This window comes from Pseudovibrio sp. SCP20, assembly GCF_057774105.1.
Window position 1 is genome coordinate 356,320 of the sequence record NZ_JBYMDH010000003.1, and the last position, 13,905, is coordinate 370,224.

15 protein-coding genes and 1 other RNA gene are annotated in these 13,905 nt (G+C 53.3%); 4 read left to right on the forward strand and 12 right to left on the reverse strand.

The features are described from left to right. Positions 1 to 66: 66 nt before the first annotated feature. From AC3CB2_RS14260 to AC3CB2_RS14285, 6 genes are all read right to left on the reverse strand, one after another. Positions 67 to 1,791 carry a peptidoglycan D,D-transpeptidase FtsI family protein gene (locus AC3CB2_RS14260; RefSeq protein ID WP_352933540.1) on the reverse strand — a complete coding sequence of 575 codons (1,725 nt, stop codon included), beginning with the start codon at positions 1,789 to 1,791 and terminating at the stop codon, positions 67 to 69. A gap of 11 nt (positions 1,792 to 1,802) precedes the next feature. Continuing rightward, the gene (ftsL, locus tag AC3CB2_RS14265; protein WP_008547620.1) at positions 1,803 to 2,156 is read right to left on the reverse strand and encodes a cell division protein FtsL; all 354 of its coding nucleotides are present in this window, start codon (positions 2,154 to 2,156) and stop codon (positions 1,803 to 1,805) included. Between the two features lie 3 nt (positions 2,157 to 2,159). Next, entirely contained in the window at positions 2,160 to 3,197 is a 1,038-nt protein-coding gene (gene rsmH / locus AC3CB2_RS14270) for a 16S rRNA (cytosine(1402)-N(4))-methyltransferase RsmH (RefSeq protein WP_208982202.1), read from the reverse strand. Further along, positions 3,197 to 3,667, reverse strand: a complete 471-nt coding sequence (locus AC3CB2_RS14275; RefSeq protein WP_008547354.1) for a division/cell wall cluster transcriptional repressor MraZ — start codon at positions 3,665 to 3,667, stop codon at positions 3,197 to 3,199. The genes rsmH and AC3CB2_RS14275 overlap by 1 nt, the downstream gene beginning before the upstream one ends. Before the next feature lie 621 nt (positions 3,668 to 4,288). Continuing rightward, positions 4,289 to 5,107: a sugar phosphate isomerase/epimerase family protein gene (locus AC3CB2_RS14280; protein WP_054785231.1), complete on the reverse strand. Its 819-nt coding sequence runs from the start codon at positions 5,105 to 5,107 to the stop codon at positions 4,289 to 4,291. 285 nt (positions 5,108 to 5,392) lie between these two features. Then, a complete protein-coding gene (locus AC3CB2_RS14285; protein ID WP_352933545.1) occupies positions 5,393 to 6,625 on the reverse strand; it encodes an MFS transporter in 1,233 nt (410 codons plus the stop codon). Between the two features lie 69 nt (positions 6,626 to 6,694). Here AC3CB2_RS14285 and AC3CB2_RS14290 point away from each other — a divergent pair, with 69 nt between their 5' ends. Further along, complete coding sequence (locus AC3CB2_RS14290; protein WP_008548141.1) at positions 6,695 to 7,117, forward strand: helix-turn-helix domain-containing protein; 423 nt, start codon at positions 6,695 to 6,697, stop codon at positions 7,115 to 7,117. Between the two features lie 36 nt (positions 7,118 to 7,153). Here AC3CB2_RS14290 and pepT read toward each other — a convergent pair whose 3' ends face one another. From pepT to AC3CB2_RS14310, 4 genes are all read right to left on the reverse strand, one after another. Next, positions 7,154 to 8,395 (reverse strand): peptidase T, encoded by a 1,242-nt coding sequence (pepT, locus tag AC3CB2_RS14295; RefSeq protein ID WP_352933548.1) that lies wholly within the window; start codon positions 8,393 to 8,395, stop codon positions 7,154 to 7,156. 90 nt (positions 8,396 to 8,485) lie between these two features. Further along, positions 8,486 to 9,106, reverse strand: a complete 621-nt coding sequence (locus AC3CB2_RS14300) for a LysE family translocator (protein ID WP_352933551.1) — start codon at positions 9,104 to 9,106, stop codon at positions 8,486 to 8,488. Positions 9,107 to 9,148: 42 nt separating this feature from the next. Further along, positions 9,149 to 9,508, reverse strand: a complete 360-nt coding sequence (locus AC3CB2_RS14305; protein WP_352933553.1) for a formylglycine-generating enzyme family protein — start codon at positions 9,506 to 9,508, stop codon at positions 9,149 to 9,151. Then, positions 9,502 to 9,840, reverse strand: coding sequence for a formylglycine-generating enzyme family protein (locus AC3CB2_RS14310; protein ID WP_352933556.1), 339 nt, complete (start codon positions 9,838 to 9,840; stop codon positions 9,502 to 9,504). Before AC3CB2_RS14310 ends, AC3CB2_RS14305 begins: the two co-directional genes overlap by 7 nt. Positions 9,841 to 9,986: 146 nt before the next feature. Here AC3CB2_RS14310 and AC3CB2_RS14315 point away from each other — a divergent pair, with 146 nt between their 5' ends. The 3 genes from AC3CB2_RS14315 (at position 9,987) to AC3CB2_RS14325 (ending at position 12,491) form a co-directional block, all read left to right on the forward strand. Next, positions 9,987 to 10,709 (forward strand): SDR family oxidoreductase, encoded by a 723-nt coding sequence (locus tag AC3CB2_RS14315; RefSeq protein ID WP_352933558.1) that lies wholly within the window; start codon positions 9,987 to 9,989, stop codon positions 10,707 to 10,709. A gap of 210 nt (positions 10,710 to 10,919) precedes the next feature. Continuing rightward, complete coding sequence (locus AC3CB2_RS14320; RefSeq protein ID WP_008548053.1) at positions 10,920 to 11,390, forward strand: SRPBCC family protein; 471 nt, start codon at positions 10,920 to 10,922, stop codon at positions 11,388 to 11,390. A gap of 105 nt (positions 11,391 to 11,495) precedes the next feature. After that, the gene (locus tag AC3CB2_RS14325; RefSeq protein WP_352933561.1) at positions 11,496 to 12,491 is read left to right on the forward strand and encodes an NADP-dependent oxidoreductase; all 996 of its coding nucleotides are present in this window, start codon (positions 11,496 to 11,498) and stop codon (positions 12,489 to 12,491) included. A 106-nt stretch (positions 12,492 to 12,597) separates the two neighbouring features. Here AC3CB2_RS14325 and AC3CB2_RS14330 read toward each other — a convergent pair whose 3' ends face one another. Both AC3CB2_RS14330 and rnpB read right to left on the reverse strand, forming a co-directional pair. Continuing rightward, positions 12,598 to 13,395 (reverse strand): alpha/beta fold hydrolase, encoded by a 798-nt coding sequence (locus AC3CB2_RS14330; RefSeq protein ID WP_352933564.1) that lies wholly within the window; start codon positions 13,393 to 13,395, stop codon positions 12,598 to 12,600. 103 nt (positions 13,396 to 13,498) lie between these two features. Next, an RNA gene (gene rnpB / locus AC3CB2_RS14335) (RNase P RNA component class A) lies at positions 13,499 to 13,894 on the reverse strand. Between the last annotated feature and the right edge of the window lie 11 nt (positions 13,895 to 13,905).

Genomic DNA, 13,905 nt, shown 5'->3' on the forward strand with positions numbered 1-13,905 from the left:
TTCGGAGAATAATTGTCTTCATATTTCCCCAAAATCTCCATGTATTGCCCCATTCACCTCTCCTGTTTAGTTCCGGTTCTGATAGGAAACCGGAATTGTCTCTGCGTCATCTGCGAAATCAGGCACCACGCCGAGCATTGGTGCAATTCTGCGGATAACAGATGCAGTGGTTGGCACAGCATTCCACCCTGCGGTGGAATAACGTTGCCCCTCCACTTTTTGCGGCTCATCCAACACAATCAAAACGAGATACTCAGGATTGGACATCGGGAACGCCGACATGAAGGAGTTCAAATAAACACCTTCCGCGTAACGGCCATTCACAACCTTCTGCGCTGTTCCAGTTTTACCGCCAACGTCATAACCCGGCACAGCAGCCCGCCGACCGGATCCGCGCAGAACGTTTTCGCGGTTGAGATACCGTAGGATCTCACTGGTTTCTGGTTTCAGAACCTGTTTGGCAAGCTTGTCCGCCTCTTCCTCACTGCGAGGCAGGAAGGTTGGCTCAAGATACTTGCCGCCATTGACCAGCGTTGCACCAGCCACAGCCATCTGCAACGGCGTCACACCCACACCGTGACCAAACGAGATAGTCATCGCAGCAAGCTCGTTCCACTTCGGAGGAAGCAGAGGCCGCGCAACGCCAGGCATCTCGGTGTTCATCTTTTCGGTCAGGCCAACCTTTGACAGGAACTCTTTTTGCACCTCAATACCAGCACGCTGCATAACTTTGATGGTACCGATGTTGGACGAGTAAATGAATACTTCAGGAACAGACAACACACGGCGCTTACCGTGGAAATCATCAATCTTCTGACCAGCAACACGGATCGGCTTGGTCGCATCAAACCCGTCTTCCAGCTTCACCTTGCCGCTATCAAGCGCCATCGCGATGGTGAGGCCCTTGAAGATTGAGCCCAGCTCGAAGACACCGCCGGTGACACGGTTCATGCGAGATTTCTCAAGCGCCTGCTGACGGTTGTTCGGGTCAAAGTCTGGCAGAGACGTCATGGCAATCACTTCACCAGTGTCTGCCTTCAGCACCACACCCATCGCCGCCTTGGCTTTGTAGTACTCCATGGAGCGACGTAGCTCATCACGCACCGCATGCTGCACACGCAGATCAACGGAAAGCTTCACAGGCTCCATGTTGCGGTCCTGCGTAAAGCCAAGATCCTGCAGATCCTTCAGCCACGCCTGATCGACATACTTCTCCATGCCGGAAAGGCCTTGGTTGTCGACATTCACCGTACCAAGAATGTGGCTGACAGTCTGGCCACCCGGATAAAACCGCTTATTGCTCTCACGGAAGCCAACACCCGGCAGACCCAACGCATGAATAGCCTGACGCTGCTCAACCGTGATCTCACGCTTCAGCCACGTAAACAGCGCATTACTTTCCAGACGCTTCTTGATCGCAGGCGTGTCCAGCTCGGGCAACACGGAGATCAGGCCATCAAAAACCTCATCCGTATCCGGGATCTTGCGCGGCTCAGCATAAAGCGCTGCACTCTTGATATCGGTCGCAAGGATTTCACCATTGCGATCAACAATATCCGGGCGCGCTTGAGCAACCGTACTCTGCGCAGCAAGGAAACGCTGAGCTGGATCTCCATCCTGCAATCCAAGCAAGATCAGACGACCGGCAATCGCGCCGTACACAAGCACGAACAATGTCATGGCAAAAACAATACGAGAGCGACCCGGGCCACGAACCCGCATCGCTGTAGTGCCATGTTTTTGATTGAAGTTAGACCGCCTCAAAAAGGAGCTGTCAGCTTTCCTGGCCACGAGCTCCTCCCTTATTGCACGGATGTAACGCGACTGGCGTAACCGCTCATCGCATCAGCAGAAACTGGCTCCATCAGAACAGGCTTAACCGGCAATGCCTTCAGTGTCGTAATCTGCTCTGCACGCAAAGGCTCAAGCTTAAGAATATCGTTGTAACGATCAACGATACCCTGCAGGCGCCCCGGTTGATTGAGCACACTCCACTGGGCCTTGTAGTAGCGGATCTCGTCCTTTTCCTTGGCAATCTCAGCAGAGAGCTGACGCACCTGATCGGCAAGGTTTTCGTTGGACATCTTGATGTCGTAAACGAGCGCAGCGCCAATAACCACTGCAACAACAAAGAACAGATTAACGAAGCGCAGCATAGCCTAGCCCCCTAGTCCGTGGAATGAAGCAAGGCGCGGAACGCCAGCCTCATGAATATCTAATGGTCGTGCAGGCGAATCCAGCCGGCGCCCTGCTCTCAAACGAGCAGACCGTGCGCGAGGGTTTTCAGAAACCTCCTCAACGCTGGCATCCTGATTGCCCTTCACGATAAATTCGAAAGTCGGAGGCGGAATATCCACCTCTGGCATGTGGCGAGAACCACCACCGCGGGTCTTGCAACGATCCGCAAGGAACCGCTTCACAATGCGGTCTTCCAAGCTATGGAACGTCACAACAACCAGACGCCCACCCGGGCGCAATATCCGCTCTGCCGCAGCCAGCGCACCCGCTGCCTGATGCAGCTCACCATTCACATAAATCCGCAGTGCCTGAAATGTGCGTGTCGCCGGATGAATGCTGGCTTTCTTCGGATTACGCTTCACCACCTTTTCAATCACGCGAGCAAGCTCAAGCGTGGTCTCAAAAGGCTTCTCTTCACGCGCCTGACAAATGGCATGGGAAACACTGGAAGCGCGCTTCTCCTCACCAAGCAATCCGATGATGCGTGTCAGGTCCTTGCGTTCCATGGTGTTGACCACATCCGCAGCGCTTGGCCCATCCTGCTCCATGCGCATATCAAGCGGCCCATCAAAGCGGAACGAGAAGCCACGCGCAGCCTGATCCAACTGCATGGAAGAAACGCCAAGATCCATGACCACGCCATCAACCGCATCATGGCCGAGCGCGCGTGCATGCTCTTCAAGATCAACAAACTGTCCGTGAACCAGCTTCAGGCGCCCATCAGACGCCTGTTCCAAAGCACGACCATCCCGGATCGCATCCGGGTCCCGGTCAATACCAATCACACTGGCTCCAGCCTCAAGAAATGCGCTGGAGTAACCACCGGCACCAAATGTGCCGTCAACAATCACATCACCCGGCGCGGGGGCCATTGCCTCCCGCACCCGATCCAGAAGGACTGGAATGTGACGCGCTGGTCCGCCAGCGATACCGGATTTGTCTCCGTCGCCGCCCGTCATCATAGTGCCCCTCCGGCTGCTGCCCCCGGCGCACCGCCGGAAGACAATACTGCAAGCGCCCGCTTCATGGCCTCGTCGCGGTGCTTGGCGAACCTGGTCGGTTCCCAAATCTGAAACTTAAACCCCTGCCCCACAAACGTGACTTCGCCGTCAATGCCAGTGTGGTTGCGGATCATCTCAGACAGAACAATCCGGCCATCCCGGTCAATTTTCAGCGTCTCACTGGCACCATACAGCGCCGTGGACAGAGCGTCGTACTCCATGGAAAGCGTCGAAAACGCATCTAGTCGTTTCTGGATTTCAGCGGTAAGTCCGTTGCCACCTGCATCAACCGCCTCCTGAAAAGGAGATGGGAAGCAGTAGAGACCTTCAAAGCCGTCTTTCGCCAACGCCGCACGGAATGGCGCAGGGATCGATACACGACCCTTTGCATCCACCCGATTGGTGAAGTGCGAAACAAAACCAGCCATTGGTCCCCTCTTTAATGAGCCAGATCTTCTTGATCTGTCATCGGCACATCAAACAACTCTCCACTCCTTGGAGAGCCAGCGCTCAAATCAGGCAAAAACAACAAGATTACTGAAGTACACACCGGAATTCCCCGGGAGCCTATGGGATACCATGGGATAGCATGGGACGTCAATGAACCCACATGTCCAAACCGAAAAGAATGCCCCTTAACATCTGGTAGTTATCACCAATTATGGTAAACGAAGTATTGATAGGAGTTTACGCAGGGATTTCTGCGAGTTACACGCACCCAAAACGCAATTACAACCAGAAGTACTCACAGTTTTTACAGAGGCGAAAGAAAGAATTTGGCCAAGTCGCTCTAGTGATTTTAACCTATCAGCCTCGCCAATAAGGAGCTTTTCCCACCTCAGACCATAAGATTCCATGCTCAATCAGCAAGGGGTGGGGCAATTTCCCATACCTACCCACGATTGTCCCGAGTCGATAATTTGCCTCCCATGAGGACGTCACACACCGCGATCACAATTGGTTTTGTTGGTTACTTCGGATCGCTCATAAGCAAAGAGGCTGACAGCTCCGCCAGCCTCAAAATCTCATCACAAAAGCAAGCGCTTCTGTTATCTGGCAACACCCAGTCCAACCAGATAATCCGCACCCTTGCGCAGAGTGGTCTCATCCATGATCTCAAGGATCAGACGTGGGTTACTCGTCAGCTTTGCCAGCTCCGCAAACAGCGGCTCCCACGGAATAGATCCCTCACCCGGATTCCAGTGACGATCTGCATAACCATCAATGTCCTGAATATGCACGTGCTGCAGAGTGTTGCCTGCGGATTTGATGAAGTAATCAACCGGCGGCGCGCCATAGCAGGAGTGCATGTAGTGAGCGTGCCCGGTATCAATGGAAAGCGCCAGAGCCTCACTGTCAAAACTCTTCAGGATGTCCATCCGGTAGGACGGATCCAGATCCTCAATGTTCTCCAGCACAATGACACAGCCCATGTCCTCAGCCTTGGCAACAACATCCTTCAGGTTGGCATGGATCATCTCCAGCTTCATCTGACGGCCATTGTCGTAAATATCCAGGTTGTTGTGATCCCAGATCGTATAGGGGCTGTGCAACACCATCTGGTCTGCACCCATCTTGGCACACAGCTCAATGCCCTGATCCAACCGCTTGCGAACCGCCTGCTGAAACAGCGGATCAGCTGCAGACAGATCCATATTATAGAACGGACCATGCAAACCGAGACGTCCTTCATGACCATCCAGAAGCTTCTTCGCTTCTGCAATCAGGTCATCACACCCATTGTCCAGCAATTTCCAGTTATAGAAATCTTGCAGTTCAAGGTCTCGGGGAAGTTCCAGCAACCATTCACGATGTTGAGGAAGATGTTTGACGCACATTGCTGCGCCTAAAACCGGCAAATCACTCATGCGGCTATTCCAAGATAAGGCCTTAAAAGGCACGCTTTCAGTTATGCCTCTGCTCTTACATGGCAACCATGTCAAAGGCATTACATCACCTAAAACAGTCTGCCTTTATCTCGGCTCCTACCAACTGTTCTAAGCGCTCATCTCACCGCGTCCCAAGCGCGGCAATCGGAGCACCATGACAGCTTCGATTTGCGCGGTCTACGTACTATTCCAGAGCAAACAAGAGCATCAACAAAAATCTACGGTTCTTCTTGGTGAAGCTGACGCTCTCGTAGGCTCTTAAGTTCAGTTTTCCAGCCGTACAAACGCAGTCGTCGCTTTACGGAAAGAACGCCAGATGAACACCAGCAAACCAACCAAAGCCATACACATCAGCGCAGTCGCAACGATCTGGAAAGTTCCGGCAAACCCAACAGCTGCAATCAGCGGAATACTAACGAACACGGAAAGGAACTGACCGAGGAAGACTGAGGATGTCAAAACCCCACCCGCCATGCCACGACGTGAACTCGGCGCAACCTGCAAAGCCATAGCCGGAAAGTTCGGCATTGCCAGCGCATAACCTGCCCCCATGGCGGCCGTTCCAAGGAACACGCTCCATGTTCTTTGCAGTGTCAGCAACATCAAACCCATTGCCATAAATCCATAGGCCAACGTGAACGCGCCGCTATACCCAACACGCGCTTTGATCCGCCCGTAAAGCAACGCTGCCGTTCCGCCAGACAACATCAACGCACCGAGTGCGGCGCCTGTCATACTCGCACTGTCATAACCTTGCGCATCCAAGAAGAACGGCAATTGCGTTGGCATCAGAAAGAAGATCATGTTTGTCAGCATCTGCAAGACAGCCAACGCTCCCAACAACAATGCCCATATAGGAGAACCATCGCCTTCCATACTGGCGGTTTTCCGTGCTCCGCCGGCATGCTTTGCGGGTTCACTAATGTAACGCCACAGAAACGGCACCATCAGCAACGCCAGTCCATAAATGGCAAACGGCAACCTCGGAGAACTCACCGCCAACACACCAGCCATGGAGATAAACAGAAAGCCACCAAAGTTACGCGCAGACGTCTGCAAACCCATCAGAGAACTACGCTGATCACCAACAAAGTAGTCGCCAATCAAAGCTGTTTGCGCCGTCATCACCATGGCAACAGCCACGCCAAGCCCCAAGCGGCTCACCAACATGCTCGTCAGATCCGGCAGAAACAGCCCAGCGCTCCCCATAACGGCAAACAGCAAAACACCAACGAGCAATAACACTCGCCGACCATAACGGTCTGCAATCACCCCGGCCAGCGGAGCGCAGATGATAACAGTCAGCGAAGGCGTTGAAACAAGAAGCCGGGACAGCCACAACACATTCGGATCATCTTTGAACATCTCCTCCAGCCCGGCAAGCGCCGGACTGATGGTTGCATTCGCCATCACCGTCAAAGTGGCTGCCATCAGCAAAGCAATAGCTCTGGGGTCTTTCCAGACTTGTTGTGTGGGCTCCACGTGCACTTGTTTCATTTGCTTATCCTCTTGCAAAATTGCCCTGTTGGGATCAGGATACGACTTCAAGTCAACTTGAGGTCAAGCATGAAACTGCTGGATATCGGAGAGATCACCGAGCGTTCAGGCGTAAAGCCTTCCACCCTGCGGTATTATGAGGAAGTCGGGCTCATTCAGTCTGTCACCCGGCACGGCCTCAGGCGCCAATACGAGCCGCAGATCCTGACCAAGCTGGCCCTGATCACCCTCGCAAAAGCAGGCGGCTTTTCGCTGAACGAGATCGCTGGCATGTTTTCAGAGCAAGGTCAGCTGCAAATCCCGAGAGATCAGATCCGGGAACGCGCTGATCAGATCGACGAGCAAATCAAGGAACTCACCGCCCTGCGCGATGTCCTGCACCACGTGGCCGACTGCCCCGCCCCAAGCCATCTGGAGTGCCCGTCCTTTCAACGCATGCTGAAGACAACCGGCAAACGCCAACAGACAAAAAGAAAACCGCCGACCAAATAGCCGACGGTTTTCAATAGTTCTTCAGGCCGAATGAGCTTACTTCGCGGCTCGCTCAAGCAGCTTCAGGCAAACCTGTGTGGCCATTGCCATATCCTGCACGCTGATCCACTCCAACGGGCCATGGATTTCCTGCATGCCGGTGAAGATGTTCGGGCAAGACGTTCCCTTGGCAGTCAGAACGGAACCATCTGTTCCGCCACGGATCGGCTTGGAGGAAACAGTCAGGCCCATATCCTCATAAGCCGCCTTTGCCAGATCAACCGGTGTCATGTCATCACGCAGCCAGTGATGCATATTGCGATACTGTTCTTTCACGTCACAGGTGATGGACGCACGCGGCTCAGTCGCCTGAACAGCAGCACACACCTGCTCCAGCAAATCAGCTTTCGCTTCAAGGCCTTCCAGCTCAAAATCACGCAGAACGAAATGCAACTCTGCTTCAGCGGCATTGCCTACCATGTCGGCAACGAAGATGAAGCCATCACGGCCATCCGTGGTCTCAGGGGTCATCGTAGCATGCGGCAGCATGGTGATGATCTTACCTGCCAGATGCAGCGCGTTGACCAGCTTATCCTTCGCATAACCCGGATGAACAGAAACACCCGTGATCTTCACGGTCGCACCATCAGCGCAGAAGTTTTCGTAGTTCAGTTCTCCGACTTTGCCACCATCCAGTGTGTAGGCGAAGTCAGCACCCAGATCACCCGGCAGCTTGTCATGAACACCACGCCCGATTTCTTCATCCGGCGTAAACGCAATGCGCAACTTGCCATGAGGGATCTGCGGGTTTGCCAGCAGATGACGCGCAAGACACATGATAATCGCAACACCAGCCTTGTCATCCGCACCCAACAAAGTGCTGCCGCTGGCGGTGATGATGTCATCACCAATCTTCTCACCCAGATAGCGTGAGTTTTCAGGAGACAGAGAAAGATCAGCAGCATCCGGGAAGGAAATCGCAGACCCATCATACGCACGATGAACACGCGGCTTCACGCCTTCTGCATGATAAGCAGGAGCCGTATCCACGTGTGCTAGCAGGCCAATCACAGGCGCATCAGTCTCGATAGTTGCAGGAATAGTTGCAAGAACAACACCGTACTCGGTCAGCTCAACGTCGCTTGCACCAATCTCCATCAGCTCAGCACGCAGCACCTTTTGCAGGTCGAGCTGGATCTGAGAGCTTGGGGACTCTGGGCAGGTCTCATCACTCTGCGTATCAATCGCAGCATAACGAACGAGACGCTCTTCCAGTTCCTGATCAAATTCTGTTCTCATAGAAGATCTCCTTGCAGTTACCTCCTATCTGCGCGAAGCCTCCTCAAGTTTCAAGCAGGAACACCTCTCTCCTGACAAATGCAAACCGCTTTAACGCACCTCACCAGCTATTTTCCCGGCAAACCCAAACAGAACAAAGCCGGAGACCACACGAAACCGGCGATAACGGGCCTGCGTGATAAAGCGCGCACGCAGCAAGGATGCCAACGCCGAGTAACTGCATAAAGAGAGAACCGAAATCCCACAAAACGTTGCAACCAAGATAGCAGCTTGCGGCAGCAACGCACTCTCAGAACGCATCACCTGCGGAAACAGAGCCACGAAGAAGAGAATGGCTTTGGGATTGGTAACAGCCAACAAAAACGCTTCCCAAAACAACGTCATGCCCGAGACAGAGGCTCTCACATCACCGGACAAATCAATCTCCTCACGTTTGAAGACAAACTTGAGCCCAAGCCACACCAGATACCCAACGCCGAGCCACCGAAACACGCTCCACAAAATCTCTGAGGTAAGCACAAAGCTGGCAACACCACCTGCACAGAAGGAACCAGCAATAGCAAGACCAAGCGTGTTACCAAGGATGGTCGGAAACACCCTGCCCATTCCCAACTGGGCTGCCCGCCGCACAGTGTTGAGGATCGCCGGCCCCGGCGTGATAATGTTCGCAGCAGAAATCAGAACGAAAGAAAACCAAACCCATAAATCCATATTGTATCCCAATGTATACATATTTAGATCATGAGTACTTGATCAGGCTGAACCAGTCAACCTCACAGCCCTTGCAATACGAAACCCCAGATCATCAACTCGGAAAGTCGGGTGGCTTCGCCGCCGATTGGTGACAAGACATCCCCTCGCCTCATCAGCCCAACCGCCTCCTTTGAAGATACGGTACTCGCCATACATTTCTGGATCATACTGATCCCAACACCACTCCCAAACATTGCCGAGCATGTCATGAAGCCCGAAAGCATTTGCAGCCTTCTGGCCAACCTTCTGCGGTGCTCCTCCGGAACTCTCAGCATACCAGGCCACTTCACCCAGCGGCCCAAATCGCGGCTTATGAGAACCACCACGGCAGGCATACTCCCACTCCGCATCCGTCAACAAACGAAAACCACCGCCATCAGATACTGCTCAACTACATCATCCGAATGAAATGCATAGCAAAGCTCCAGCCCACACCGCCCCGAAAGCGCATTACAAAACCGCAGCGCATCAAACCAACTCACAGACTCAACCGGAAACTCATCTCCTTTGAAACGTGAGGGCCAGTCTCCCAAAACTGAGCCATACAGCACTTGAGTGACAGGATACTTCGCGACCTCAAAAGACTGGACCTGCACCGTCCACCTTTTCCCTTTGCGGTCATCCTTTTGAGAAAGAACACCAGCTGGAACAGTCACCATTTCTGGCATCAGAATAGACCTCAGATTTTCCAACAGTCCCCTCCACCCTGCTCAAACCCTGTAAAGGCACCCGACGAATAGAAACAAACTTTAGCCGCTCATAACAGGCTTCAGAAAACTATTTCGCGTAATGAGTTAGAGATCATGACACTCACGGTGACCGGAACCCAAGCAAACCCATGACAAAGCCCCTTGTTGTGATCACAGGTGCCAGCTCTGGCATCGGCGCAGCCATTGCAAGAACCTTCAGCAAAGACGGGCACCCCCTGCTGCTTTTAGCAAGACGCAAAGAACCCACGGTCGCCATGGACCTCCCCAACACAATCTGCCGCAAAGTGGATGTGACCAACCGCGAGCAAATGGCCAAAGCCATCCGCCACGCTGAACAGGCCCTTGGACCGGCAGATGCAATCGTCAACAACGCAGGCTGCATGTTTCTGGGTGAACTCAAAGACCAGAGGCCAGAAGACTGGAACAGGATGATCGATGTGAACCTGCGCGGTGTCTTCAATGGCATTCATGCAGTGCTGCAGCAAATGTACAAACGCGGTTCCGGCACCATCATCAACATCGGCTCCATGACCGCCAAGAAAGCTTTCCCCATGCGAGCCGCCTATGGCGCAACCAAGATCGCCATTCACGGTCTCAGTGAAGCCCTCCGTCAGGAAGTAGCTGGCCACAACGTTCGCGTCATCACCATCGTCCCCGGCCTCGTCGAAACCGCCCTGCCGGAGAGCACTCGCGATGCTAAAATCCGCGAAGACTACGAGGAACAGAAACGGCAGATCGGCGGCGCACTTGACCCACAAAGTGTGGCAGACGCAACGCTGTTCGCCTACAATCAGCCTCAGAACGTGAATATTCGCGAACTGGTCATAACAGCCACAAGGCAATCTGCCTGATCCTGCGATCAGCCTATCCTCACAAAATCAACCAGAGACGTTTGGTTCATTTTTGAACCATCATGTCCATCTTTACCTATCTACCGGTTCATTTTTCATCACGCTATCTATGAACTCAAGGGAGCAGACAAGACCCGTCCCCCAATGACAGAGGTGGTTTCTGGCCTCGGTATTGTCTGCCTCCCCCTTTTCAACATGAGGAGAGTTCAGATGGTTTCGATTGCAGTCCACCAAACCGTAAATGCCCCTATCGCCACTGTCTGGGACAGCTGGGACGACTACGGCAACATCAACAAATTTCACCCAGGCCTAAATGCCTCCTACTTGCTTGGCAAAAAGCAAAAAACCGGTGTTGGCGCTGTTCGTCAATGCGACTTCACCGATGGCAAAACCTTCCTGAAAGAGCGCATCTCCGAGTATCTGGAGCATCAGCGTATCACCATCGACATCTACGACACCAACGCGCCGTTCAGAGATGGCAAAGCTATCTTTGAATTCACTCCGGAAGGCCCAAGCAAAACCCGCGTCACCATGACCATGAGCTTCACGCCGAAAATGGGCATCCTCGGTAAGATTCTGACGCCTCTCATGAAGTTCCAGTTCAAGAAAGGCCTGCGCGGCCTTCTGAAAAGCAACGCTGACTACGTGGAGAAATACTCCGGCCTTCGGGTAGCAGCGTAATCCTTCTCTCACCTCCAAACAGATTGAGCCAGACCAGTTTCCCGGCTCTGGCTCAATCAAACCATCCAATAAAACAATTAGGTACGCGCTATGCGCGAGAATGAAATGACAAACACACGAGTTACATTAGCATCCCGCCCAAACGGCATGATCAAGCCAACTGATTTCAAGATAGTGCAGGAAGACCTGCCGGAACTGAAAGACGGCGAAGTTCTGGTCAAGCAGATCTATATGTCTTTGGATCCGGCCATGCGTGGCTGGCTGGACGATGACGAAGGCAGCTACATGCCGCCAGTCCGCATCGGCGAAACCATGCGCAGCTTTGGCATCGGCATCGTAGAAGCCTCCAACAATCCAGCTTTCTCAGTCGGCACAAGAGTGAACGGCATGTTCGGCTGGAGCGAGCACTACATCACCACCGGCGAAGATCTTGTCCCTCTTCCAGAAGACGTGCCACTGGAACACTTCATGGGCCTCCTCGGTCTACCAGGTGCCACCGCTTACCACGGCTTCATGGAGTTGATCGACACGCCAAAAGCAGGCGAAACCGTCCTTATCTCTGGTGCAGCTGGCTCCGTCGGCTCCCTCGTTGGCCAGATCGCAAAAGCCGAAGGCCTCAAAGTCATCGGTGTCACCGGCTCCGACGAGAAAAAAGACTGGCTCCTCAATGAGCTCGGCTTCGACGCTGTCATCAACTACAAAACCGAAAATCTCGAAGAGATGGTCGCAAAGTACGCACCGGATGGCATTGATCGCCACTTCGAAAACGTCGGCGGCAAGGTGCTGGAAGTGGCGCTCGACAACATGAAAATTGGCGGCAAAATCACATTGTGCGGTCTGATCTCCACCTACAACGACACCGAACCATCCGTAGGCCCACATCTGGTCCGCGCCATTGCACGACGCCTCACCTTGAAAGGCCTCGTGATCATCGATCAGCAGCACCGGTTCGGCGAGATCTTTGAGAAGCTGAGCGCCTACGCTCAAAAAGGCCAGATCAAGTATCGCCTTGATATCGTAGAGGGCCTGAAGCAAGCCCCTGAAGCCATCAACAAACTCTTCGACGGCACCAATCAGGGCAAACTGGTCATCCGCATCTAAGCCCAACAAGCTCAAGACTTCCCAGGTCAAACATTAGTGGCAATGCCCTCAACGTTTGCCACCACCTCACAAGCACCGCCTACCAAAGCGGTGCTTTCTTTTGTGATTACGCACTCTCAGAAATCACATTCCGACAAAGGTGCTCTGAGTATGCCTGAAGCGTCGAGTAATGCTCCGCCCCTTCAACCAAATGCAAAGCCGCCTCTGTCGGCAGGGCCGCCTTGATTGCGTCCACCATCTCGAGTGGTGACCATGTATCAACAGACCCATGCCAGAGTTCTACTGGACAACAAACGCCAGAGAGAACAGCTGACCAATCAGCAACATAGGCCTTCAAATAAGCAGCATAGCTCTCAGGATGATCAACGAGGCTATTCGCCAGCCCAACACACAATACTCTGGAAACCGATGGTCTCCCAATAAGTTCTTTTTCTTGAGGTCCGCACTTCGCAAACAGCCCATTCAACAAAAGAGCTGGCCGCATACGGAAGATCAGTCTTTGAACCGCAATCAGGATCTTCAACAAACGAGGCGAAGACTTTGCCACCTTGAACACAGGCGCTCCTGCGGTTTTGGGAAGAAAGTCCCCAAGGCTCAGCGGAGCCGCAGAAGAAACAAGAGTAAGCTTGGTAACTCTGTCAGCGCAGGCACTCGCGATATGCGCAGCAGCCATGGTCCCGATAGAAAACCCAACCACATGAATCTCAGAAACGTCCCAGCCAGAAGTCACTTCATCAAACTGCCTAATGCAAGCTTCTGTTGGATCACCCTTTGATAAAAACAGATTAGGAGCGACAAGCTCTACATCCGCAGGCAAGGCATCTTTCAGGAAAGCGCTGTCATGCTGACTACCTGGAACACCATGACAGAAGTAAACAAGCTTGGAGGGCTTTGGGGCTGACATGCAGATTGTCTCGATAAACAACTAAAACATCGGAATGAAACCAGCTTACACAACAGCAAGTAGTTCTAAGAATATGCGAGCAATCTATTCCGCGAATAAGAAAAATACCAGTCGGCCTGTAAGCCGGGTTTTGTAAGGCACAGGCTGTTACCCCTGTACGCGACGGCAATTCATCTGGGATGCCCATTGCTGAACACCTCTAGCGACCAACCCGGGCGGTCAGGTCTGGAAACATGACTGGAAGAAAACTTCCGCGCCGCCCCTATTCGGTCTTGCTCCCGGTGGGGTTTACCATGCCGTTTTTGTTGCCAAAAACGCGGTGGGCTCTTACTCCACCCTTTCACCCTTACCAATGCATGCACTGGCGGTTTGCTTTCTGCGGCACTTTCCCTAAGGTCACCCTCGCCGGACGTTATCCGGCACCGTGTCTCCATGGAGCCCGGACTTTCCTCCCCTGCGGCCTTTCGGCACTTGCAGCAGCAACCGTCCGGCCGACTGGTGCACCTGAAC

Coding starts and splice junctions, on each gene's coding strand:
- ftsL (WP_008547620.1), bottom strand. CDS start 2,156: ATGCTGCGCTTCGTTAATCTGTTCTTTGTTGTTGCAGTGGTTATTGGC.
- rsmH (WP_208982202.1), bottom strand. CDS start 3,197: ATGACGGGCGGCGACGGAGACAAATCCGGTATCGCTGGCGGACCAGCG.
- AC3CB2_RS14275 (WP_008547354.1), bottom strand. CDS start 3,667: ATGGCTGGTTTTGTTTCGCACTTCACCAATCGGGTGGATGCAAAGGGT.
- AC3CB2_RS14280 (WP_054785231.1), bottom strand. CDS start 5,107: ATGAGTGATTTGCCGGTTTTAGGCGCAGCAATGTGCGTCAAACATCTT.
- AC3CB2_RS14285 (WP_352933545.1), bottom strand. CDS start 6,625: ATGAAACAAGTGCACGTGGAGCCCACACAACAAGTCTGGAAAGACCCC.
- AC3CB2_RS14290 (WP_008548141.1), top strand. CDS start 6,695: ATGAAACTGCTGGATATCGGAGAGATCACCGAGCGTTCAGGCGTAAAG.
- pepT (WP_352933548.1), bottom strand. CDS start 8,395: ATGAGAACAGAATTTGATCAGGAACTGGAAGAGCGTCTCGTTCGTTAT.
- AC3CB2_RS14300 (WP_352933551.1), bottom strand. CDS start 9,106: ATGGATTTATGGGTTTGGTTTTCTTTCGTTCTGATTTCTGCTGCGAAC.
- AC3CB2_RS14315 (WP_352933558.1), top strand. CDS start 9,987: ATGACAAAGCCCCTTGTTGTGATCACAGGTGCCAGCTCTGGCATCGGC.
- AC3CB2_RS14320 (WP_008548053.1), top strand. CDS start 10,920: ATGGTTTCGATTGCAGTCCACCAAACCGTAAATGCCCCTATCGCCACT.
- AC3CB2_RS14325 (WP_352933561.1), top strand. CDS start 11,496: ATGACAAACACACGAGTTACATTAGCATCCCGCCCAAACGGCATGATC.
- AC3CB2_RS14330 (WP_352933564.1), bottom strand. CDS start 13,395: ATGTCAGCCCCAAAGCCCTCCAAGCTTGTTTACTTCTGTCATGGTGTT.